We start from the raw sequence: 20,983 nt of genomic DNA, 5'->3' as shown, positions 1-20,983 counted from the left end.
ATGGAAGAGCTGCCCGCCAGCGTACGCTGGCAACTGTGGATTGTGGCGTTTGGCTTCTTTATGCAGGCGCTGGATACCACCATCGTCAACACCGCCCTGCCCTCAATGGCGAAGAGCCTCGGGGAGAGCCCGCTGCATATGCATATGGTCGTCGTTGCCTATGTACTGACGGTGGCGGTGATGCTCCCCGCCAGCGGCTGGCTGGCGGACCGCGTTGGCGTACGCAATATCTTTTTCACCGCCATCGTGCTGTTCACCGCCGGATCGATATTCTGCGCCGGGGCCAACACCCTGAATGAACTGGTGATGGCCCGCGTGTTGCAGGGATTTGGCGGCGCCATGATGGTGCCGGTCGGCAGGCTCACGGTGATGAAAATCGTGCCACGCGAACAGTACATGGCAGCGATGACCTTCGTCACGATCCCGGGCCAGGTCGGACCGCTGGTTGGCCCGGCGCTCGGCGGTATTCTGGTGGAGTACGCCTCCTGGCACTGGATTTTCCTGATTAACATTCCGGTGGGCATCATCGGGGCCATCGCCACGCTGTGGCTCATGCCGAACTACACCCTGCAAACCCGGCGCTTTGACCTTTCCGGATTCTTTATGCTGGCACTGGGCATGGCAACCCTGACCCTGGCGCTGGACGGCCAGAAAGGCCTTGGCATTTCACCTATGATGCTGGCCTTATTGATTGTTGCAGGCCTGCTGGCGCTGCTGTTCTATCTCTGGCATGCCCGCAATAATGAGAATGCGCTGTTCAGCCTTCATTTATTCAAAACCCACACCTTCTCGCTCGGCCTGGCGGGCAGCTTCGCCGGACGCATCGGCAGCGGCATGCTGCCGTTTATGACGCCGGTTTTCCTGCAAATTGGCCTCGGCTTTTCGCCGTTCCACGCCGGACTGATGATGATCCCGATGGTGCTGGGCAGCATGGGGATGAAGCGCATGGTGGTGCAGGTGATTAATCGTTTTGGCTATCGCCGGGTATTGATCAGCGCCACGCTCGGGCTCGCCGCTATCAGCCTGCTGTTTATGACGGTGGCGCTGATGGGCTGGTACTGGCTGCTGCCTCTCGTGCTGTTCCTGCAAGGGATGATCAACTCCAGCCGTTTCTCCTCGATGAACACCCTGACGCTGAAGGATTTGCCGGACGATCTCGCCAGTAGCGGCAACAGCATGCTGTCGATGGTGATGCAGCTTTCAATGAGTATCGGCGTGACGGTAGCCGGCCTGCTGCTCGGCATGTACGGCCAGCACCATATCAGCATCGACAGCGCGGTTTCCCATCAGGTCTTTTTGTACACTTACCTCAGCATGGCGGCGATCGTTGCGCTTCCGGCGTTGATTTTCGCCCGCGTGCCTGACGACACCAGTAAAAACGTAATCATTGCACGACGCAAAAGGAGCGAACCGTGAAAGTCTGGCGCCCAGGCATTACCGCGAAGCTGTTTCTCGCCATTCTCACCACCTGCATCGTGCTGCTGATCAGCATGCACTGGGCGGTGCGTCTGAGCTTTGAGCACGGGTTTATCGATTACATCAAGCGCGGCAACGAGCAGCGTTTACAGCTGTTAAGCGATGCGCTTGCCGAGCAGTACGCCACGCACAATAACAACTGGCGCTTCCTGCGCGGCAATGACCGCTTTATCTTCCAGATCCTGCGCTCGTTCGAACATGACGGCCCTGATGATAAACGCGGTCCAGGAGCAGGCCCGGACGATCGTCGCGGCCCGCCTGAAATGCCCCCCACGGCTGGCGCACCCAGTTCTGGGTAGTTGACCAGAATGCCAAAGTGCTGGTTGGCCCACGTTCACCGGTGCCAAAGGATGGAACCCGCCGCGGCATCGTAGTGAACGGCATCGAAGTTGGCGCCGTCATCGCTTCACCGGTGGAAAGGCTGACCCGCAATACCGACATTAACTTTGACCGTCAGCAGCGCCGCACCAGCTGGCTTATTGTGGCACTGGCAACCTTGCTGGCTGCTCTCGCCACCTTCCCGCTGGCGCGTGGGCTGCTCGCCCCGGTAAAACGTCTTGTGGAAGGCACCCACCGGCTGGCCGCAGGAGATTTCTCGACTCGTGTCGCCGCGACCGGAACCGATGAACTGGGGCGTCTGGCGCAGGACTTTAACCAGCTGGCAAGCACGCTGGAGCGCAATCAGCAGATGCGCCGCGACTTTATGGCAGACATTTCCCACGAGCTGCGCACCCCGCTGGCCGTGCTGCGCGGCGAGCTGGAAGCTATTCAGGATGGCGTGCGGAAATTCACCCCGGAATCGGTGGCTTCGCTGCAGGCAGAAGTTGGCACGCTTACCAAGCTGGTGGACGATCTCCATCAGCTGTCGATGTCCGACGAAGGCGCATTGGCCTATCAGAAAACCTCGCTGGACATCATCTCGCTGCTGGAGATGGCTGCGGGCGCTTTCCGCGAGCGCTTTGCCAGCCGCGGGCTGAATATCAGCCTCAAGCTGCCGGAACGCGCGATGGTGTTTGGCGACCGGGATCGCCTGATGCAGCTGTTTAACAACCTGCTGGAAAACAGCCTCCGCTATACCGATCCCGACGGCCAGCTGCAAATCTCGGCGGAAAGAACGGGCCATAATCTGATCCTGACCTTCGCCGACAGCGCCCCTGGCGTCACCGATGAACAACTGCAAATGCTCTGCGAACGTTTCTACCGCACTGAAGGCTCACGCAACCGCGCCAGCGGTGGCTCGGGCCTGGGGCTTGCTATCTGCGTGAACATCGTCGCCGCCCACGGTGGCCAGCTTCGCGCCGTGCATTCGCCTTTTGGTGGGGTTAGCATTAAAGTAGATTTACCTCTGGACCGCGACTTACCGGGAACCGTATGACCGAATTACCGATTGATGATAAAACCCCGCGCATCCTGATTGTTGAGGACGAGCCAAAACTGGGCCAGCTGCTGATTGATTATCTGCTGGCCGCCAACTACGCGCCGACGCTGATTAATCATGGCGATAAGGTGCTGAATTATGTCCATCAGACGCCGCCGGATCTGATCCTGCTCGATCTGATGCTGCCGGGCACCGACGGGCTGACGCTGTGCCGTGAAATCCGCCGCTTCTCCGAAGTACCCATCGTCATGGTGACCGCTAAAATCGAGGAGATTGACCGCCTGCTGGGGCTGGAAATTGGCGCAGACGATTACATCTGCAAACCTTACAGCCCACGAGAAGTGGTGGCGCGCGTCAAAACCATTCTGCGCCGCTGCCGCCCTCACCGTGAACTGCAGGCCATGGATGCGGAAAGCCCGCTTATCGTCGATGAAAGTCGCTTCCAGGCCTCATGGCGAAACAAGCTGCTGGACTTAACGCCGGCGGAGTTTCGTCTGCTGAAAACGCTGTCTCAGGAGCCGGGCAAAGTCTTTTCGCGCGAACAGTTGCTCAATCATTTATATGACGACTACCGTGTGGTGACCGACCGCACCATCGACAGCCACATCAAAAACCTGCGCCGCAAGCTCGAAGCGCAGGATGCCGAGCAGTCTTTTATTCGCGCGGTGTACGGCGTGGGCTATCGCTGGGAAGCGGATTCCTGCCGTCTTGCTTAGGTTTTGCCGGGAGGCGCTGACGCTTACCCGGCCTACGATTTTCTGTAGGCCCGAGCAAATGAAGTGCCGCCGGGCATAGCCTCAAAGCAAAAGGTTTACTCCCCTGCCCCGCGGCGCTACAATTCCCGCCCTTAATGTAGGGGAACCTCCCCGCCCGCTCCGTCCGTGAGCGAGTCTGACCTGTCATCAGAACGAGAAAATCATGTTTAAACCGGAACTCCTTTCCCCGGCGGGAACGCTGCAAAATATGCGTTACGCTTTCGCCTATGGTGCCGATGCTGTTTACGCGGGCCAGCCGCGCTACTCCCTGCGCGTGCGCAATAACGAATTCAACCACGAGAATTTGCAGCTGGGTATTAACGAAGCCCACGCGCTCGGTAAAAAATTCTACGTCGTGGTGAACATTGCGCCGCACAACGCAAAGCTGAAAACGTTTATTCGCGACCTGCAGCCGGTGGTGGAAATGGGGCCGGATGCGCTGATCATGTCTGACCCTGGCCTGATCATGCTGGTGCGCGAGCACTTCCCTCAGATGGATATTCACCTCTCCGTACAGGCGAACGCCGTCAACTGGGCGACCGTGAAGTTCTGGAAACAGATGGGCCTGACCCGCGTGATCCTCTCCCGCGAGCTGTCGCTGGAAGAAATCGAAGAGATCCGCACCCAGGTCCCGGACATGGAAATTGAAATCTTCGTCCACGGCGCGCTGTGTATGGCCTATTCCGGCCGCTGCCTGCTTTCCGGCTATATCAACAAGCGCGACCCGAACCAGGGCACCTGCACCAACGCCTGCCGCTGGGAATATAACGTTCAGGAAGGTAAAGAGGACGATATTGGCAACATCGTGCACAAGCATGAGCCGATCCCGGTACAAAACGTCGAGCCAACCCTTGGTGAAGGCCAGCCGACCGACAGCGTATTTATGATTGAAGAAGCCAAGCGTCCGGGCGAATACATGACCGCTTTCGAAGACGAGCACGGCACCTATATCATGAACTCCAAAGATCTGCGCGCCATCGCGCACGTGGAGCGCCTGACGCAGATGGGCGTGCACTCCCTGAAAATTGAAGGCCGTACCAAATCCTATTACTACTGCGCCCGCACCGCGCAGGTGTATCGCAAGGCCATCGACGATGCCGCTGCGGGTAAGCCTTTTGACGAATCATTGCTGGAAACCCTCGAAGGGTTGGCGCACCGCGGCTACACCGAGGGCTTCCTGCGCCGGCACACCCATGACAGCTATCAGAACTACGAGCATGGCTATTCCGTATCTGAGCGCCAGCAGTTTGTGGGTGATTTCACTGGCGAGCGCAAAGGCAACCTCGCCGCCGTGGCGGTAAAAAATAAGTTCCTCAAAGGCGACAGCCTGGAGCTGATGACCCCGCAGGGCAACGTGAACTTCGTGCTGGAGCACATGGAAAACAGCAAAGGCCAGCCGACCGACGTCGCGCCAGGCGACGGTCATACGGTGTGGATCCCGGTCCCGGAAGAGATCAGCCTCGACTATGCGCTATTGATGCGCAACTTCGTGGGACAGCAAACCACCGTGAATCCTCACGCGAAGTGATTTAGCATAGTTATTTTTTCGTTGTGGGAAAATTCTTAGAATCGGATCACATACCGCTTCGCTTGATAAGGGTATTATCCGAGGCGCTGAAAAACATAACCCATAAATGCTAGCTGTACCAGGAACCACCTCCTTAGCCTGCGTAATCTCCCTTACGCGGGCTAATTTTTTTGTTTTAACACGATGGGCCGTACAGCTGCGCTAGCGCTGAAATGTGATGTGAACAGTTCCGCTCTCAGCCGTTTGCGAAGTGACCTTATAACCGGCCTCCAGACCACGCAGATCGTCCCACAGACGTATGCCATCTCCGAGAAGAATGGGAGTAATGGCAACGTGAAGGCGGTCGATGAGTCCGGCTCTGAGATAGTCGCGAACAATTGTCGGTCCGCCACCTATGCGAACATCCCTGCCCCTGGCGACTGCTGCTGCACGCTTCAGCGCATCGGCCGGCGATGCCGTAATGAAGTGGAAAGTGGTTCCACCGCTCATTTCAATAGCAGGCCGTGGCTTGTTTGTCAGGACGAAGACCGGATAGTGAAATGGAGGCTCATCTCCCCACCATCCCTTCCAGTTCGGATCGTCGGGATAGTTGTGCAGTCCGAACTTACCGGCTCCCATGATCTCTGCCCCGACGTTCTCAAAGTAGTCCTTCGCATAATCATCGTCCAGGCCAGTAGTGCCCTGGCCACTGGTGTCATGGAGAACGCGCTCCCGAAAAGTCCGGGTAGCAACATAAGCCCCCACCAGGCGCGACCAGTCCTCGCCGAATGGCTTTTCTGGAGTTTGATCCGTCGTGGTGGCGAAACCATCGAGCGAGATTATAAGATCAGCACGAACCAACATATAAATCCTCCAGGTATTAAGGTTAATGTTACGTAAAGATTCTCCCGGCACTGCTACATTCAGCCTGTGCGATCGCCATGAGAATTTCAATGCCTCGGGCACTATTTCCAGCCCTTCCTGATGATATAAAAATCAATCCCCAAAATAATGACAGAGGGTTGCGTCCTCCTTGTTTAAGGATAGTGTTGCATCGACCCATTAACTCACAGCCCTTGGCGGGCTTATTTTTTTGTCTGCTATTCAGCCCCATTTCAGCCTATTCCCCAGGCGCATCCCTGCTTCCTGCGTTACACTTTTATCATGTTGAATAAATGGATAAAAAGATGACTGACTTTCCACCTGGCTTACTGATCCTGAACGGCAAAGGCGCGGGTAACCCTGAGCTGCGTGAGGCCATCAACCAGCTTCGCGATGAGGGCGTGGAGATCCACGTGCGGGTGACATGGGAGAAAGGGGATGCCGCTCGCTATCTTGAAGAAGCCTGTGAGCTGGGCGTGGCGACGGTGATCGCAGGCGGCGGCGACGGCACGATCAATGAAGTGGCGACGGCGTTAATTCACTGCAAACACCCGCATACGCCGGCGCTCGGCCTTTTACCGCTCGGCACTGCCAACGATTTTGCCACCAGCGTCGGTGTACCCGGCGAACTGGATAAAGCGCTGAAGCTGGCGATGGCGGGAAATGCCGCGGCTATCGATATCGCCCGGGTGAACGAAAAAACCTGCTTTATCAATATGGCGACCGGTGGTTTCGGGACGAGAATTACCAGCGAGACGCCAGAAAAGCTGAAGGCAGCGCTGGGCGGCGTCTCTTATCTGATTCACGGTCTGATGCGGCCTGATACGCTGAAAGCCGACCGCTGTGAAATTCGTGGAGAAGGATTCCACTGGCAAGGCGACGCGCTGGTGATAGGCATTGGCAACGGGCGTCAGGCCGGAGGCGGCCAGCAGCTTTGCCCGGACGCACTCATTAACGACGGCCTGCTTCATCTGCGTATCTTTACCGGCGAAGAGCTGCTTCCTGCTCTGCTCACTACGCTTTCAAGCCCGCAGGAGAGCCCTAACCTGATTGATGGCGTGTCATCGTGGTTTGAAATTTCCGCCCCGCACGACATCACGTTTAACCTGGACGGCGAGCCGATGAGCGGCCGGGAATTTCGTATCGAGATTTTGCCGCACGCTCTGAAATGCCGCCTGCCGCCAGGCTGCCCTTTACTGCGCTAGCGGCGAAAAAAGCCTCCCAAATTCAGGAGGCTTTTTTCAGCAGGCGATCAGGCGATGGTGACTTTTTCGTCCAGATAAACATCCTGCACCGAGTTTATCAGCTTCACGCCCTCAGCCATCGATTTCTTAAACGCTTTGCGGCCAAGAATAAGTCCCATACCGCCCGCACGTTTATTAATCACCGCCGTGCGAACCGCGTCGGCCTGATCATTATCCCCGGCAGCACCGCCGGAGTTAATTAACCCGGCGCGCCCCATATAGCAGTTTGCCAGCTGGTAACGCACCAGATCGATAGGATTGTCGGTGGTGAGCTTGCTGTAAACGCGCTCATCGGTGTAGCCGAAATTGACGGCCTTGTAGCCACCGTTATTTTCCGCCATTTTTTGCTTCACGATATCGGCGCCGATAGTGGCCGCAAGGTGGTTGGCCTGTCCGGTCAAATCCGCCGAAACGTGATAGTCGACGCCGTCTTTCTTAAAGGCAGAATTTCGCAGGTAGGCCCACAGTACCGTCACCATCCCCAGCTCGTGCGCACGTTCAAAGGCGGCTGAAATCTCCTCAATCTGGCGACGAGACTCTTCCGAACCAAAATAGATAGTCGCCCCAACAGCCACCGCGCCCATGTTAAAAGCCTGCTCGACGCTGGCATAGAGGGTTTGATCGAAGGTGTTCGGGTAGCTCAGCGTTTCATTGTGGTTGAGCTTCACGAGGAAAGGAATGCGGTGCGCATAGCGGCGCGACACGCTCGCCAGCACACCATAAGTGGAGGCCACACAGTTACAGCCTGCCTCAATCGCCAGCTCGACAATGTTTTTCGGGTCAAAATAGAGCGGATTTGCCGCAAACGATGCGCCCGCAGAGTGCTCAACGCCCTGGTCTACCGGTAAAATAGAGAGATAGCCGGTGCCCGCCAGGCGGCCGGTGTTGTACAGAGTCTGCATGTTCCGCAGCACGGCAGGTGGGCGGTTATTGTCGATCATCACGCGGTCAACATAATCGGGACCGGGAAGATAAAGCTGCCCGGACGGAATGGTCATACAACGATGCTGTAAAAGGCTGTCGGCGTCTTTGCCAAGCAACTGCGCAATATCAGTCATAGCGATAACTCCCGTAAGTGCCCGTAAAAACGAGCATGAATGTCCTGGGCCTGATTTCAGGCAACCCTAAGCCTGGACCTCTGGACCTGATTTTTCCAGCCTATTCGTGCGCTTTTAAGCACAATCCGCTGGCACGATTCAGGTGCAGAAAAGTGTTAAGTCGCTCAAGGAATCATCGCAAAGGTATTTTAAAGGTATTATTCAATGGTAGTGTGCAGGCGTACCTTACCTGTCATGAAGGATTTAAAGATGAAAACTACGGTAAAGCTGTCGTTCATGATGTTCGTAGAGTGGTTTATCTGGGGCGCATGGTTCGTGCCATTGTGGCTGTGGCTCAGTAAAAATGGCTTCAGCGCCGGGGAAATCGGCTGGTCTTACGCCTGTACCGCCATCGCCGCGATCCTCTCGCCTATCCTCGTCGGCTCGCTGACGGACCGCTTCTTCCCTGCGCAGAAAGTGCTGGCCGTGCTGATGTTCGCAGGCGCCATCCTGATGTACTTCGCCGCACAGCAAACCACCTTCAGCGGCTTCTTCCCGCTGCTGCTGGCCTACTCGCTCACCTATATGCCGACCATCGCGTTGACCAACAGCATCGCGTTTTCCCACGTGCCGGACGTCGAGCGTGACTTCCCGCGCATCCGCGTGATGGGCACCATCGGCTGGATTGGCTCGGGGCTGGTGTGCGGATTCTTACCGCAGATGATGGGCTATGACGACATTTCGCCAACCAGCATTCCATTGCTGATTACCGCAGGCAGCTCCGCGCTGCTCGGCGTGTTCGCGCTGTTCCTGCCGGATACGCCACCGAAGAGCACCGGCAAGCTGAGCCTGAAGGTGATGCTTGGCCTGGACGCGCTGGTCCTGCTGCGCGATAAAAACTTCCTCGTCTTTTTCTTCTGCTCTTTCCTGTTCGCGATGCCGCTGGCGTTCTATTACATCTTCGCCAATGGCTATTTAACGGAAGTGGGCATGCACAATGCCACCGGCTGGATGACCCTCGGTCAGTTCTCCGAAATCTTCTTTATGCTGGCGCTGCCGTTCTTCACTAAACGCTTTGGTATTAAAAAGGTATTATTACTGGGTTTGATCACCGCAGCGATTCGCTATGGCTTCTTCGTCTACGGTGGCGCAGAACATTACTTCACCTACGGCCTGCTTTTCCTCGGTATTTTGCTGCACGGCGTGAGCTACGATTTTTACTACGTCACGGCCTATATCTATGTGGATAAAAAAGCGCCGGTGCAGATGCGCAACGCCGCGCAGGGCCTGATTACGCTCTGCTGTCAGGGCTTCGGCAGCCTGCTCGGCTACCGTCTGGGCGGGGTGATGATGGAAAAAATGTTCGCCTATAAGGAGCCCGTTAACGGACTGACCTTTAACTGGGCCGGAATGTGGACCTTCGGTGCGGTGATGATCGCGGTGATTGCCGTGCTGTTTATGCTGTTCTTCCGTGAATCGGACAAAGAGATTACCGCCATCCACGTCGACACCGACGAACGCGATATGGCGATGACACATGAGGAAGTGAAATGAAACACCAACGAATTCTCGGTGCCCTCTATGGGCAGGCGTTAGGCGATGCGATGGGAATGCCTTCTGAGCTGTGGCCGCGCTCCCGCGTGAAGGCGCACTTCGGGTGGATTGACCGTTTTCTCGATGGCCCGGCGGAAAATAACGCCGCCTGCTACTTCAAACGCGCAGAATTTACCGACGACACCTCAATGGCGCTGTGCCTGGCCGACGCGTTAATCGAATGCGACGGTGAAATCGTCCCGGACGTCATCGGTCGCCACATCCTGGCATGGGCTGAGGGCTTCGACGCGTTCAATAAAAACGTGCTCGGCCCGACGTCAAAAATTGCGCTGAATGCGATCCGCGACGGCAAGCCGGTCAGCCAGCTTGAGAACAACGGCGTGACTAACGGCGCGGCGATGCGCGTTTCCCCACTCGGCTGCGTGCTGCCAACGGCAAATCTGGATGCCTTTATTGATGATGTCGCGCAGGCCTCCAGCCCGACGCACAAATCCGATCTCGCCCTCGCTGGCGCCGTGGCCATTGGCTGGGCGGTTTCCCGCGCGATTGACGGTGAAAGCTGGCAGAACATTGTCGATGCGCTACCGTCCATCGCCCACCACGCACAGGAAAAACGCGTCACCACTTTCAATGCTTCTCTTGCGATGCGCATTGAGCTGGCGCTTAAAACGGTGCGTGAAGCCCACGGCGTGGAATCCGCCTGCGAGCAGCTCTACCAGCTGGTTGGCGCGGGCACCAGCACCATTGAATCGGTAGCCTGTGCAATTGCAATGGTGGAGCTGGCCGAAACCGATCCGAACCGCTGCGCCATCCTCTGCGCAAACCTCGGCGGCGACACCGACACCATCGGCGCAATGGCAACCGCTATCTGCGGCGCGCTGCACGGCGTCGACGGCATTGACCCTGCGCTGAAGCGGGAACTGGACGAAGTGAATCAGCTCGACTTTGGGCGCTACGCCGATGCCCTGCTGCAGTTCCGTCAACGGCGGGAGGAAAAATGCTGAGCGACAAACTGAGGCAGCTTCAGCAGCGGCGCCCGGTGACGGTGATCGGCTCGGCGGTGATTGACGTCATCGCCGACGCCTACGCCCTGCCCTGGCGCGGCTGTGATATCGAGCTCCAGCAGCAAAGCGTGAATATTGGCGGCTGTGCATTGAACGTCGCCGTGGCGCTGAAGCGTCTGGATATCGATGCCTGCAATGCCCTGCCGCTGGGCCAGGGCGTCTGGGCTGACATCGTGCGTAACAATCTGCACAAGCAGGGCATCACCAGCGTGATTGAAACCGACAGAGGTGATAACGGCTGGTGCCTGGCGCTGGTTGAACCCGACGGTGAGCGTACCTTCATGTCCTTTACCGGCGTGGAAAACGCATGGACGAATGAATGGCTGGCACGCCTGCCGCGCCATGCCGACGGTCTGGTTTATCTTTCCGGCTATCAGCTCACCGCCTCCTGCGCGGATTTGCTGATTGGCTGGCTGGCGTTGACGCCAGGCGTCACTGCGCTTATCGATTTCGGGCCGCGTATTGCTGATATTCCACCGGAGCGCTTCGCCCGCATCATGGCCTGCAAGCCGCTTATCACCCTGAACCGTCAGGAAGCGGAGATCGTGGCTGAACTTTACCAGCTTCCCGACGAGACTGAAGCGCTGGGCAAAGCGTGGCTGGAACGCTGGCATGCCCCGCTGATTGTCAGGCAAGACAAAGACGGCGCATGGTATTTCAGTGAGAAAGGCTGCGGGCAAGCAGCGGCATTTCCGACGACGGTGGTCGACACCATCGGGGCGGGTGACAGCCACGCGGGCGGCGTGCTGGCCGGTTTAGCTGCGGGCTGGTCTTTAAACGAAGCGGTGACGCTGGGCAATGCGGTGGCATCGTGGGTGGTAAGCCATCGCGGCGGCGACTGTGCACCGACGCGCGACGAACTACTCCTCACACACAAACACGTATAAATCACTGCGGCAGTAGCTGATGCTGTACTCAATCGGCCGCTGCTGCTGGTCCAGCGCCACCTGTTTAATCACCAGCACCGGAATTTTGTCATCCATTTTGATGTGCGATTGAAACTCGGCGTCCGGCATCCGGGCGCTGACCCGCGAGCGGGTGCGCTGCGGATAAATATGCTGGCTACGGAAGTAGTCGTACAGCGAAATGCCGATCTCGTCTGCATCCGCAATCAGATGCGACGGCACCCACGACTCCTCAATGGACACCGCCTCTTCATCGACATAGCGAATGCGCTTGAGTAGAAACACATCGCTTTTTGGCTCTATCGCCAGCTGCTCAGCCACTTCAGCCGGGCATTCCACCACGCGTTTGTTGACCCACAGCGTATCCGGCTTTTTCCCGCGCAGCACCACCTGCTGAGAAAACCCGCGCGCCTCTTTCAAAGAATACTCAAAGATGTTGTTGATCTGCGTACCATAGCCGCGGGCACGCGTCACAACACCCTCGTCTTCGAGAGTCTGCATCGCCTTGCGCACGGTGATGCGCGATACCCCGGTGAGCTGGCTGAGATCGCGCTCGCCGGGCAGAATATTGCCGTGCTCCAGCCAGCCGCTGCGCACTGCGTTCTTCACCGTTTCGGCAAACTTCAGGTACAGCGGCGTGTTGTCGGCGGCGGCGATGCGCTCATTCAGTTGAGCAAGAAGCCGGGTATGCGCTTGTTCCATCTCTGATTTTCCTGACAGACAGTTTCAGCCAGTATACTACCACCAGGCGTGAAAATGATGCACCGGACCGATCCCATTCCCCACCTCCAGCGAGTCGGCTTTTGCGAGCGCCGCAGAGAGCCAGCGTTTCGCCTCCGGCACCGTTTCCAGCCAGCCTGAATGTCGTGGACGCAGCGCGGCTAACGCCGCTGACAAGGTACATCCGGTTCCATGGGTATTTTTCGTTGGTACTCGCGGTGCGGTGAAGCGATGTTCCCCTTCGGCGGTAAACAGCCAGTCCGGGCTTTCCGCATCGTCCAGATGCCCGCCCTTCATCAGCACCGCCTCGCAGCCCAGAGCCCGCAGCGCACGTCCCTGCTCCAGCATCTCCCGCTCGTTTTGAGCGTGTGGCGCATCCAGTAACGCAGCGGCTTCCGGCAGATTCGGCGTGATTAACGAAACCTGCGGCAACAGCCTTTTACGCAGGGTTTCAACCGCCGATTCAGAGAGCAGCGGATCGCCGCTTTTCGCCAGCATTACCGTATCCAGCACCACGTTCTGGCTCTGGTATCGCGCGAGCCTTTCCGCGACGGCTTCCACAATATCGGTTTCCGCCAGCATCCCTATTTTGGTAGTGTCGATTCGCACATCGCTGAGCACCGAATCGAGCTGTGCTGCAACAAAGTCAGGCTCAATCCGATAAACCGACTGCACGCCACGGGTGTTCTGCGCCACCAGCGCAGTAATGACCGAACAGCCATAAGCACCCAGCGCTGAAAACGTTTTAAGATCGGCCTGAATACCCGCGCCGCCGCTCGGATCCGTGCCGGCGATAGTTAAGGCGTTAATCCGCTTCATGCCTGGCCCTCCCCATACAGCGCATCAAGGAACACAGCGACAAAACTTCCCGGCCCGGCGCTGTTTTCCGTCGCCAGGCTTCCGGCCCGTTTCATTATTCCGCAGGCTGCTGCCACGTTGTCGAGCCTGTCGCCCGGCAATGCGCAGCTTGCCGCCACCACCGCAGATAAAGCGCAGCCGGTACCGACCACGCGCGTCATTAGCGATGAACCGCCGATGACCATCAGCGTTCGCCGTCCATCAGTGACGTAATCCACTTCACCCGTTACCGCCACGACGGTAGAAATTTGCCGGGCCAGCGCCTGTGCGGCAGGCAATGCCGCCGCTGCGGTGTCCGTGGTATCTACACCCCGTCCGCCCAGGCTCATCCCTGCCAGCGCCATAATTTCAGAAGCATTGCCGCGAATCGCCGCAGGCTTCAGTGCCAGCAGCTGATGGCAAAATTCAGTGCGCAGCGCCAGCGCGCCAACGGCAACAGGATCCAGCGTCCAGGGTTTATTGTTCGCGCTCGCACTTTCCACGGCAAGACGCATTGCCAACGCACGTTCTTTCGTCAGCGTGCCGACGTTAATCAGCAACGCATCCGCCATTGCGACAAACTGGCGAGCCTCATCAGCGTCAATCACCATCGCCGGAGAAGCGCCGATAGCCAGTAAAACGTTGGCGGTAAAAGTCTGCACGACGTCATTGGTCATACAGTGAACGAGCGGCGAGCGGGAACGAAAAAGGTGTGAAGTATGCGCAACGAGCGCGGGGTTTAGCAGGTCAGCTTGCATGGTTCGCTCCTGCCAGACGGTGAAGAAGCGATACCCGATATGGGTTCTGACTTCCCTACGCTGGCATTATCCAGATCAGGTAATACGGGTATTTCTCAGCCTTCACAAAGAAGGGCACCCCGAGTCATTTGAATCAAATTCTGTGGTTAACGTGACGTTAAACCATGGGGAGGATAATGCTGCGGGCCGAGGATGTAAACACGTCTCTCCAACTCAGCCCTGACGCCCGCGCCACATCTCCCGCGTAATTTCCCACAGTTCTGAATCCAGCTCACCGGATACGTACTGCGCTTTTTCGGTACGGACTAAACGCATTCCATTTCGCATGGACAGATTTTTAGAACGTTGATTATCAGCAGCTTTTGGCGCCCTGAGCACCTCTTTGTTCAGCGTTTCAAACCAAAATTCATTCACCGCCTCGCAGGCTTCGGCCATCAGCCCCTTCCCCTGCCATTCCGGCACCAGCCAGAAACCGCGGTTATTATCAGGGATATCCATCAGTGAAATGACGCCGATTAGCTCGTTTTCGTCTTCTTTGGGTCGCAGGCTCCAGAACCATCCTGTCCCTTTTTTACTGGCGGCAAGCGCGACGTTATCAACGTAATGCTGTGCAGCACCCTCAGGAAAAGGCCAGGGCACGGTTGAAATCAGATAGCGCACTATCTCCCAACGAGGAAATTTGCGCTGAATCTGCTGCGCATCTTCTGAGCGCAATGGTTTAAGGATAAGCCTGTCGGTCACAATTTCAGGTGTGGCAATCATGTTGGTATACCCTCTGTTTAGTCGACCAGAACGCTTCTCAATTTCAGAACCACCTTGCTGGACACCCTGGACAATAACGTATCCTCTGGCAATGAATAGAGACTAAGCGCCAAAATGAAGGGAAAATCCTTACACTATTACCTTATCATTCAGACATATAGACAGGCTATCGTCAGCACACTAAAACGGAAGATGTTGCAGCTTTAGGACGCACTTTTCCCTTACCACTTCATATAACAAACGCACCGCCGGCGAAAGCTGTTTGCGGTGCGGGCAAATCATATTCAGCGGTACCGGGTCACCCTGATAGTCCGGCAGGATTATCTTCAATCGCCCTTCGGCAATATCATCGCTGACGTCCAGCCACGACTTATTGGCAATCCCTTCTCCGGCAATCGCCATACGGCGGATCACTTCCGCGTCATCGCTCATCATCACGCTGGAAACCTGCACCTCGTGCATCTGCCCGTCGCGAAAAAGCGTCCAGCGATCGTAGAGTCTGCCGCGCAGGCTGTAGGTGAGAGCATTGTGCTGGCGCAACTCCTCCAGCGTTTTCGGCTCGCCGTGGCGGCTTATCCAGTCGGGGGATGCCACCAGCACGCGACGGTTTTCCGCAGCGACGGGTAAAGAGATGAACGATGCATCGTCGTTGTGCCCATAGCGAAAAGCGACGTCCACCGGATCTTTAAAAATGTCGGCCAGGTTGTCGGAAAACAGAATACGCAGCCGCAGCGCAGGATGGCGGCGGCGAAAATCCTGAAAGACCGTGAGCAGGAGATTGCGGCCAAGATCTGAAGGCACAGCAATCTGTAGCGTACCGCGGATTTCATCTTCTGAAGTCTGAAGCTGCTGCATTCCGGCATGGAGCGTGTCGAGCATCTGCGTGGCAAACGGCAGCCAGGTTTCACCTTCCGGGGTTAATCGCAGGCTCCGGGTCGAACGCGCAAACAGCCGAATGTTGAGCTGTGTCTCCAGCCGTTTAATGGCTGTACTCACCTGCGCAGGCGGCAACCCCGCCTCACGCGCCGCTTCGCTAAAATTGCCCAACGCCGCCGCGCGCACGAACAGGGTCAGATCTTCCAGTCTGAGCATCTTTTTCTCCAGCCATTCACTTTCTGCATTGTAAGCCAAACCCGGAATCGTCTCAAAAAGCCCGTCTGCTGCCTCAGGGAATGCTATTCGCAGTATGCTTTCGAGGTTTGCTTACACTTTTTGCCCGCAAGAAGCTTGCCAGCAGGCGGGTGCATCAGGAATGATACGGGGCGGCATTTTTAAGTCCAGGTTATGTATTACAGGAATGTGGAGAAGGTATGCGTAAAACAAAAATGATGCTTCTGGCAGCACTGCTGGCAACAGCGGGTGCAGTATCAGCGGCACCGGCAACAGTATCGACCTCAGGGATCCAGCAGTATGAGCTGAACGACTTCATTGCCGATTTTACCCATTTCAAGATTGGGGACAGCGTGCCGGAGATGTACCGCACGGACGAGTACAACATCAAGCAGTGGAACCTGCGCAATTTGCCTGCGCCAGATGCGGGCACCCATTGGACCTATATGGGCGGCAACTATGTGCTGATTAGCGATGCAGACGGTAAAATCATCAAAGCCTACGACGGCGACATTTTCTATCACCGCTGAGCCCGCGCAGACTGTGAGCGTAACCGACGCTCACAGGTCGTACAATAATGCCTGGAGATAGCCATGAATATCCGCCCAGGAACCCCTTCCGATCGTCCTTTTCTTCGGACTCTGTTTCTTCACTCGCGCAGACAAAGCTGGCCCTGGGCTGACAGCTCCGGCTGGTCGCTGGAGGATTACGATACCGCAACGCTTGATGAACAGGTCTGGGTTGCCGAGATTGACGGTCACCGGGCAGGGTTCGCTTCCGTGTGGGAAAGCGATAACTTTCTGCACAATTTATTTGTTGCTCCACAATGGCAAGGGCACGGCGTGGGTAGCGCGCTGCTGCGCCACGTGCAGGCGACCTTTACCGGTACCGGTGCGCTGAAATGCCTGGTGCAAAATGAGCAGGCTCTGGCGTTTTATCAGCATCACGGCTGGCATACCGAAGCGCGCGGAATTTCGCCAGAGGGCGACTACTGGTTAATGCACTACCTACTTCCCTGAGCACCGTCCCTTTGCATACATAATTTTCATTCGATTTTGAGAACTTCGTTCCGGGAAACCCACTTGTCGGCGTCGCCTCAGCGCATACAATATACTGTATATAAATACAGTCATCGTATCACTCAGGAGAGGTTATTCATGGAAGCACCCGCCGTCTGGACTCATCCCCTGCTTTTTACCGAATTCGATCCCAATCTCGATTTTGTCGACGTCGCCACGCAGTGCGAGGAGCTGGCCGCCAGCGCCCTGGAATCCGAGCATCTGGAGACACAGCACGATCTCTACCAGCGCCTGCATACCTGCCTGGCACAGCTTCAGCCAACGCTGCTCGACCCCATTCCCGACGATCGCATGGCCGAATTCACCGTCAACGTGCTGCCGGATTGCCGCCCGGCGATGGAAACGGAAAGCGAATTGCTCTGCGAGTACTGCCTGGCGCTGAGCAAGCTGCTGTCAGGGCAGCCGCTCAGCATCAGCGTTGAAGAGACCTTACAGGGGCTGCTGTATGAGCTGACCTGCTTTTTGTCAGACACCATTCTCGCCCCGCGCTGGATAAACACGCCGCAAGGCGTAAAAATCCTCGGCTGACGGGCGAAAAAAAAAGCCACCCAGGGTGGCTTTCGATTACGCAGAGGCTATCACACGGCGCGAAACGCAATCTCGCCTGGAATGACTTCGCCCTGCCAGTACAGCTGTGCGGCAACGCGGCCAGCCAGCTGGCGGTACAGCGTGGTAAATTCACTGTCCGGGCGAGCCACAACGGTCGGCGTGCCGCGATCCAGGTCTTCACGCAGATTGATGTGCAGCGGCATCTGCCCCAGCAGCTGAGTGTGATACTGCTCCGCCAGGCGTTCTGCCCCACCGGTGCCGAAAATAGGCTCATGGTGGCCGCACTGGCTGCAGATATGCATGCTCATGTTTTCAACAATGCCGAGGACCGGTACCTCGACTTTCTCGAACATGACGATGCCTTTTTTGGCGTCAATCAGCGCGATATCCTGCGGCGTGGTCACCACCAGCGCGCCGGTAACAGGAATGTTCTGCGCCAGCGTCAGCTGAATGTCGCCGGTGCCTGGCGGCATGTCGAGCACCAGATAGTCGAGGTCCGGCCACAGCGTCTCCTGCAGCATCTGCATCAGCGCTTTGCTGGCCATCGGGCCGCGCCAGACCATCGCGTTATCGTCGGTCACCAGATAACCAATGGAGTTGGTGGCAAGACCAAATTTCACGATCGGCACCATATGGGTGCCGTCCGGGGAGGTCGGACGCCCCCCTTCTGCACCCAGCATCATCGGTACTGAAGGGCCATAGATATCCGCATCGAGGATACCGACTTTTGCCCCTTCGGCGGCCAGCGCCAGCGCCAGATTCACGGCAGTAGAGGATTTGCCCACGCCGCCTTTCCCTGAGCTAACGGCAATAATGTTCTTCACGCCGTTAATACCGGGCTGATTTTTTACCCGTTTGAGGGTGGCAATGGCGTGCGACAGCTTCCAGTCGATCGCTTTCGCACCGGTGATACGCAGCAGGTCAGCGCTGCACTGCTCTTTGAGCTCTTCAAACGCGCTGTGCCACGCAAACGGCATCTGAATTTCAACATGAACGGTGTCGTCGAGCCACGCCACGTGATGCAACGCTTTCAGGGCGGTGAGATTGTGTTTCAGGGTTGGGTGCTGAAAATTGGCCAGCGTGCCCGCGACCATCGCGCGCAGACGTTCCGGGGATGTGGCCTGGGATTGCGAACTCATCCCGACTCCTTTTTCGTTGTTCTGGAGTGCTAATTGTAACTGCGAGTGCCGCACGACGGTAATAATTCTTCGGAGGGTCTTCGCACATAGCGTATCAACGGGCGTTTTGGTACTATCGACACCCCTTTCAAAAGCAGGAAGTAATGTTCACTATGACTCAAGTCGCGAAAAAAATTCTGGTAACGTGCGCACTGCCGTACGCCAACGGCTCCATCCACCTCGGTCATATGCTGGAGCATATCCAGGCTGATGTCTGGGTCCGTTACCAGCGAATGCGCGGCCACCAGGTCAATTTCATCTGCGCCGACGATGCCCACGGCACGCCGATCATGCTGAAAGCTCAGCAGCTCGGCATTTCTCCGGAGCAGATGATTGCCGAAATGAGTCAGGAACATCAGACCGACTTCGCTGGCTTTAACATCAGCTACGATAATTATCACTCGACGCACAGCGACGAGAACCGCGAGCTGTCCGAGCTTATCTACGGCCGCCTGAAAGAGAACGGTTTCATCAAGAACCGCACCATCTCTCAGCTGTTCGATCCGGAAAAAGGCATGTTCCTGCCGGACCGTTTCGTGAAAGGTACCTGCCCGAAATGTAAATCGCCGGATCAGTACGGCGATAACTGCGAAGTCTGCGGTGCCACCTACAGCCCGACCGAGCTTATCGATCCGAAATCCGTGGTTTCCGGCGCCACGCCGGTGATGCGTGACTCCGAGCACTTCTTCTTCGACCTGCCGTCCTTTAGCGAGATGCTGCAGGCGTGGACCCGCAGCGGTGCGCTGCAGGAGCAGGTTGCCAACAAAATGCAGGAGTGGTTCGAGCATGGCCTGCAGCAGTGGGATATCTCCCGCGATGCACCGTACTTCGGTTTCGAAATTCCGAACGCGCCGGGCAAATATTTCTACGTCTGGCTGGATGCGCCAATCGGTTACATGGGTTCATTCAAAAACCTGTGCGACAAACGCGGCGATACTACAAGCTTTGACGAGTACTGGAAGAAAGATTCCGACGCCGAGCTGTACCACTTCATCGGCAAAGACATCGTCTACTTCCACAGCCTGTTCTGGCCAGCCATGCTGGAAGGCAGCAACTTCCGTAAGCCGACCAACCTGTTCGTGCACGGCTACGTGACGGTGAACGGCGCCAAGATGTCCAAATCTCGCGGCACCTTCATCAAGGCCAGCACCTGGCTGAACCACTTTGATGCCGACAGCCTGCGCTACTACTACACCGCGAAGCTCTCCTCCCGTATTGATGATATCGACCTCAACCTCGAAGACTTCGTGCAGCGCGTCAACGCTGACATCGTCAATAAAGTGGTGAACCTGGCGTCCCGTAACGCAGGCTTCATCGCCAAGCGCTTTGACGGCGTGCTGGCCGCTGAACTGGCCGATCCTGCGCTGTACAAAACCTTCACCGACGCGGCGCAGACCATCGGTGAAGCCTGGGAAAGCCGTGAGTTTGGCAAAGCCATCCGTGAAATCATGGCGCTGGCGGATCTCGCTAACCGCTACGTTGATGAGCAGGCTCCATGGGTTGTTGCGAAGCAGGAAGGCCGCGATGCCGATCTGCAGTCTGTCTGCTCCATGGGTATCAACCTGTTCCGCGTGCTGATGACTTACCTGAAGCCGGTTCTGCCGTCTCTGTCTGAACGCGCCGAAGCTTTCCTGAACACCGAACTGCGCTGGGAAAGCATTCAACAGCCGCTGCTCGGCCACAAGGTGAACACCTTTAAGGCACTCTATAACCGCATCGACATGAAGCAGGTTGAAGCGTTGGTGGAAGCCTCCAAAGAAGAAGTGAAAGCACTGAACAGCGCGCCGCTCACCGGCCCGCTGGCGGACGATCCGATTCAGGAAACCATCACCTTTGATGATTTCGCCAAAGTCGATCTGCGCATTGCGCTGATTGAGAACGCGGAGTTTGTTGAAGGCTCTGACAAACTGCTGCGTCTGACGCTGGATATCGGCGGTGAGAAGCGTAACGTCTTCTCCGGTATTCGCTCCGCGTATCCGGATCCGCAGGCGCTGATTGGTCGCCTGACGGTCATGGTCGCCAACCTGGCACCGCGTAAAATGCGTTTTGGTGTTTCCGAAGGCATGGTGATGGCCGCAGGCCCTGGCGGGAAAGATATCTTCCTGCTCAGCCCGGACAGCGGTGCGCAGCCTGGTCAGCAGGTGAAATAACAAAAAAGCCGGAGAACTCTCCTAATGCCGATCGTTTA

The 20,983-nt window shown here is 56.9% G+C and carries 19 protein-coding genes, 1 pseudogene and 1 riboswitch; of the genes and pseudogenes, 12 read left to right on the top strand and 8 right to left on the bottom strand.

The window, feature by feature from the left end; genetic code table 11:
* The 4 genes and pseudogenes from AB1287_RS20865 to AB1287_RS20850 all read left to right on the top strand — a co-directional run bounded on the left by AB1287_RS20865 (position 1) and on the right by AB1287_RS20850 (position 5,137).
* Positions 1–1,416, top strand: a complete 1,416-nt coding sequence (locus AB1287_RS20865) for an MFS transporter (RefSeq protein ID WP_435618959.1) — start codon at positions 1–3, stop codon at positions 1,414–1,416.
* Positions 1,413–2,851 (top strand): annotated as a pseudogene (gene baeS / locus AB1287_RS20860) (two-component system sensor histidine kinase BaeS). The gene AB1287_RS20865 and the pseudogene baeS overlap by 4 nt, the downstream one beginning before the upstream one ends.
* Positions 2,848–3,570, top strand: coding sequence for a two-component system response regulator BaeR (gene baeR / locus AB1287_RS20855; RefSeq protein WP_435618958.1), 723 nt, complete (start codon positions 2,848–2,850; stop codon positions 3,568–3,570). The pseudogene baeS and the gene baeR overlap by 4 nt, the downstream one beginning before the upstream one ends.
* Before the next feature lie 202 nt (positions 3,571–3,772).
* The gene (locus AB1287_RS20850) at positions 3,773–5,137 is read left to right on the top strand and encodes a prephenate-dependent tRNA uridine(34) hydroxylase TrhP (protein WP_435618957.1); all 1,365 of its coding nucleotides are present in this window, start codon (positions 3,773–3,775) and stop codon (positions 5,135–5,137) included.
* Between the two features lie 201 nt (positions 5,138–5,338).
* On the opposite strand, the gene AB1287_RS20845 is transcribed toward AB1287_RS20850, so the two are convergent.
* Positions 5,339–5,980 (bottom strand): dihydrofolate reductase family protein, encoded by a 642-nt coding sequence (locus tag AB1287_RS20845; RefSeq protein WP_435618956.1) that lies wholly within the window; start codon positions 5,978–5,980, stop codon positions 5,339–5,341.
* Between the two features lie 323 nt (positions 5,981–6,303).
* Here AB1287_RS20845 and yegS point away from each other — a divergent pair, with 323 nt between their 5' ends.
* The gene (yegS, locus tag AB1287_RS20840) at positions 6,304–7,203 is read left to right on the top strand and encodes a lipid kinase YegS (protein WP_435618955.1); all 900 of its coding nucleotides are present in this window, start codon (positions 6,304–6,306) and stop codon (positions 7,201–7,203) included.
* A gap of 47 nt (positions 7,204–7,250) precedes the next feature.
* On the opposite strand, the gene fbaB is transcribed toward yegS, so the two are convergent.
* Positions 7,251–8,300: a class I fructose-bisphosphate aldolase gene (fbaB, locus tag AB1287_RS20835; RefSeq protein ID WP_435618954.1), complete on the bottom strand. Its 1,050-nt coding sequence runs from the start codon at positions 8,298–8,300 to the stop codon at positions 7,251–7,253.
* Positions 8,301–8,549: 249 nt separating this feature from the next.
* Between fbaB and AB1287_RS20830 the strand changes: the two genes are divergently transcribed.
* The 3 genes from AB1287_RS20830 to AB1287_RS20820 are packed head-to-tail and all read left to right on the top strand — an operon-like array spanning position 8,550 to position 11,784.
* Complete coding sequence (locus tag AB1287_RS20830; protein WP_435618953.1) at positions 8,550–9,833, top strand: nucleoside permease; 1,284 nt, start codon at positions 8,550–8,552, stop codon at positions 9,831–9,833.
* The gene (locus AB1287_RS20825; RefSeq protein ID WP_435618952.1) at positions 9,830–10,837 is read left to right on the top strand and encodes an ADP-ribosylglycohydrolase family protein; all 1,008 of its coding nucleotides are present in this window, start codon (positions 9,830–9,832) and stop codon (positions 10,835–10,837) included. Before AB1287_RS20830 ends, AB1287_RS20825 begins: the two co-directional genes overlap by 4 nt.
* Positions 10,831–11,784 (top strand): PfkB family carbohydrate kinase, encoded by a 954-nt coding sequence (locus AB1287_RS20820; RefSeq protein WP_435618951.1) that lies wholly within the window; start codon positions 10,831–10,833, stop codon positions 11,782–11,784. The genes AB1287_RS20825 and AB1287_RS20820 overlap by 7 nt, the downstream gene beginning before the upstream one ends.
* Here AB1287_RS20820 and AB1287_RS20815 read toward each other — a convergent pair.
* The 5 genes from AB1287_RS20815 to AB1287_RS20795 all read right to left on the bottom strand — a co-directional run bounded on the left by AB1287_RS20815 (position 11,758) and on the right by AB1287_RS20795 (position 15,971).
* Positions 11,758–12,504: a GntR family transcriptional regulator gene (locus tag AB1287_RS20815; protein WP_435618950.1), complete on the bottom strand. Its 747-nt coding sequence runs from the start codon at positions 12,502–12,504 to the stop codon at positions 11,758–11,760. The two genes, AB1287_RS20820 and AB1287_RS20815, sit on opposite strands and share 27 nt — an antisense overlap.
* A 36-nt stretch (positions 12,505–12,540) precedes the next feature.
* Positions 12,541–13,341 carry a bifunctional hydroxymethylpyrimidine kinase/phosphomethylpyrimidine kinase gene (gene thiD / locus AB1287_RS20810; protein ID WP_435618949.1) on the bottom strand — a complete coding sequence of 267 codons (801 nt, stop codon included), beginning with the start codon at positions 13,339–13,341 and terminating at the stop codon, positions 12,541–12,543.
* The gene (gene thiM, locus AB1287_RS20805) at positions 13,338–14,117 is read right to left on the bottom strand and encodes a hydroxyethylthiazole kinase (protein WP_435618948.1); all 780 of its coding nucleotides are present in this window, start codon (positions 14,115–14,117) and stop codon (positions 13,338–13,340) included. The genes thiD and thiM overlap by 4 nt, the downstream gene beginning before the upstream one ends.
* 35 nt (positions 14,118–14,152) lie before the next feature.
* Positions 14,153–14,249: riboswitch (TPP riboswitch) on the bottom strand.
* 81 nt (positions 14,250–14,330) lie between these two features.
* A complete protein-coding gene (locus tag AB1287_RS20800; protein WP_435618947.1) occupies positions 14,331–14,879 on the bottom strand; it encodes a GNAT family N-acetyltransferase in 549 nt (182 codons plus the stop codon).
* Positions 14,880–15,059: 180 nt separating this feature from the next.
* Complete coding sequence (locus AB1287_RS20795; protein WP_435618946.1) at positions 15,060–15,971, bottom strand: LysR family transcriptional regulator; 912 nt, start codon at positions 15,969–15,971, stop codon at positions 15,060–15,062.
* 218 nt (positions 15,972–16,189) lie between these two features.
* Between AB1287_RS20795 and AB1287_RS20790 the strand changes: the two genes are divergently transcribed.
* From AB1287_RS20790 to AB1287_RS20780, 3 genes are all read left to right on the top strand, one after another.
* Entirely contained in the window at positions 16,190–16,519 is a 330-nt protein-coding gene (locus AB1287_RS20790) for an RcnB family protein (RefSeq protein WP_312626973.1), read from the top strand.
* A 63-nt stretch (positions 16,520–16,582) separates the two neighbouring features.
* On the top strand, positions 16,583–17,008 hold the full coding sequence (locus AB1287_RS20785) for a GNAT family N-acetyltransferase (protein ID WP_435618945.1): 426 nt from the start codon (positions 16,583–16,585) through the stop codon (positions 17,006–17,008).
* 138 nt (positions 17,009–17,146) lie between these two features.
* Entirely contained in the window at positions 17,147–17,596 is a 450-nt protein-coding gene (locus AB1287_RS20780) for a hypothetical protein (RefSeq protein ID WP_312626975.1), read from the top strand.
* Positions 17,597–17,646: 50 nt separating this feature from the next.
* Here AB1287_RS20780 and apbC read toward each other — a convergent pair whose 3' ends face one another.
* Positions 17,647–18,756, bottom strand: a complete 1,110-nt coding sequence (apbC, locus tag AB1287_RS20775; protein WP_435618944.1) for an iron-sulfur cluster carrier protein ApbC — start codon at positions 18,754–18,756, stop codon at positions 17,647–17,649.
* An 86-nt stretch (positions 18,757–18,842) separates the two neighbouring features.
* On the opposite strand from apbC, the gene metG reads away from it, so the two are divergent.
* Entirely contained in the window at positions 18,843–20,945 is a 2,103-nt protein-coding gene (gene metG, locus AB1287_RS20770; protein ID WP_409438244.1) for a methionine--tRNA ligase, read from the top strand.
* Positions 20,946–20,983 lie beyond the last annotated feature (38 nt).

The sequence above is a fragment of the Scandinavium sp. UTDF21-P1B genome, from assembly GCF_040750395.1.
GTDB lineage: Bacteria > Pseudomonadota > Gammaproteobacteria > Enterobacterales > Enterobacteriaceae > Scandinavium.
The sequence above is the reverse complement of the archived record's forward strand: the minus strand, read 5'-3'. Positions and strand labels throughout refer to the sequence as shown.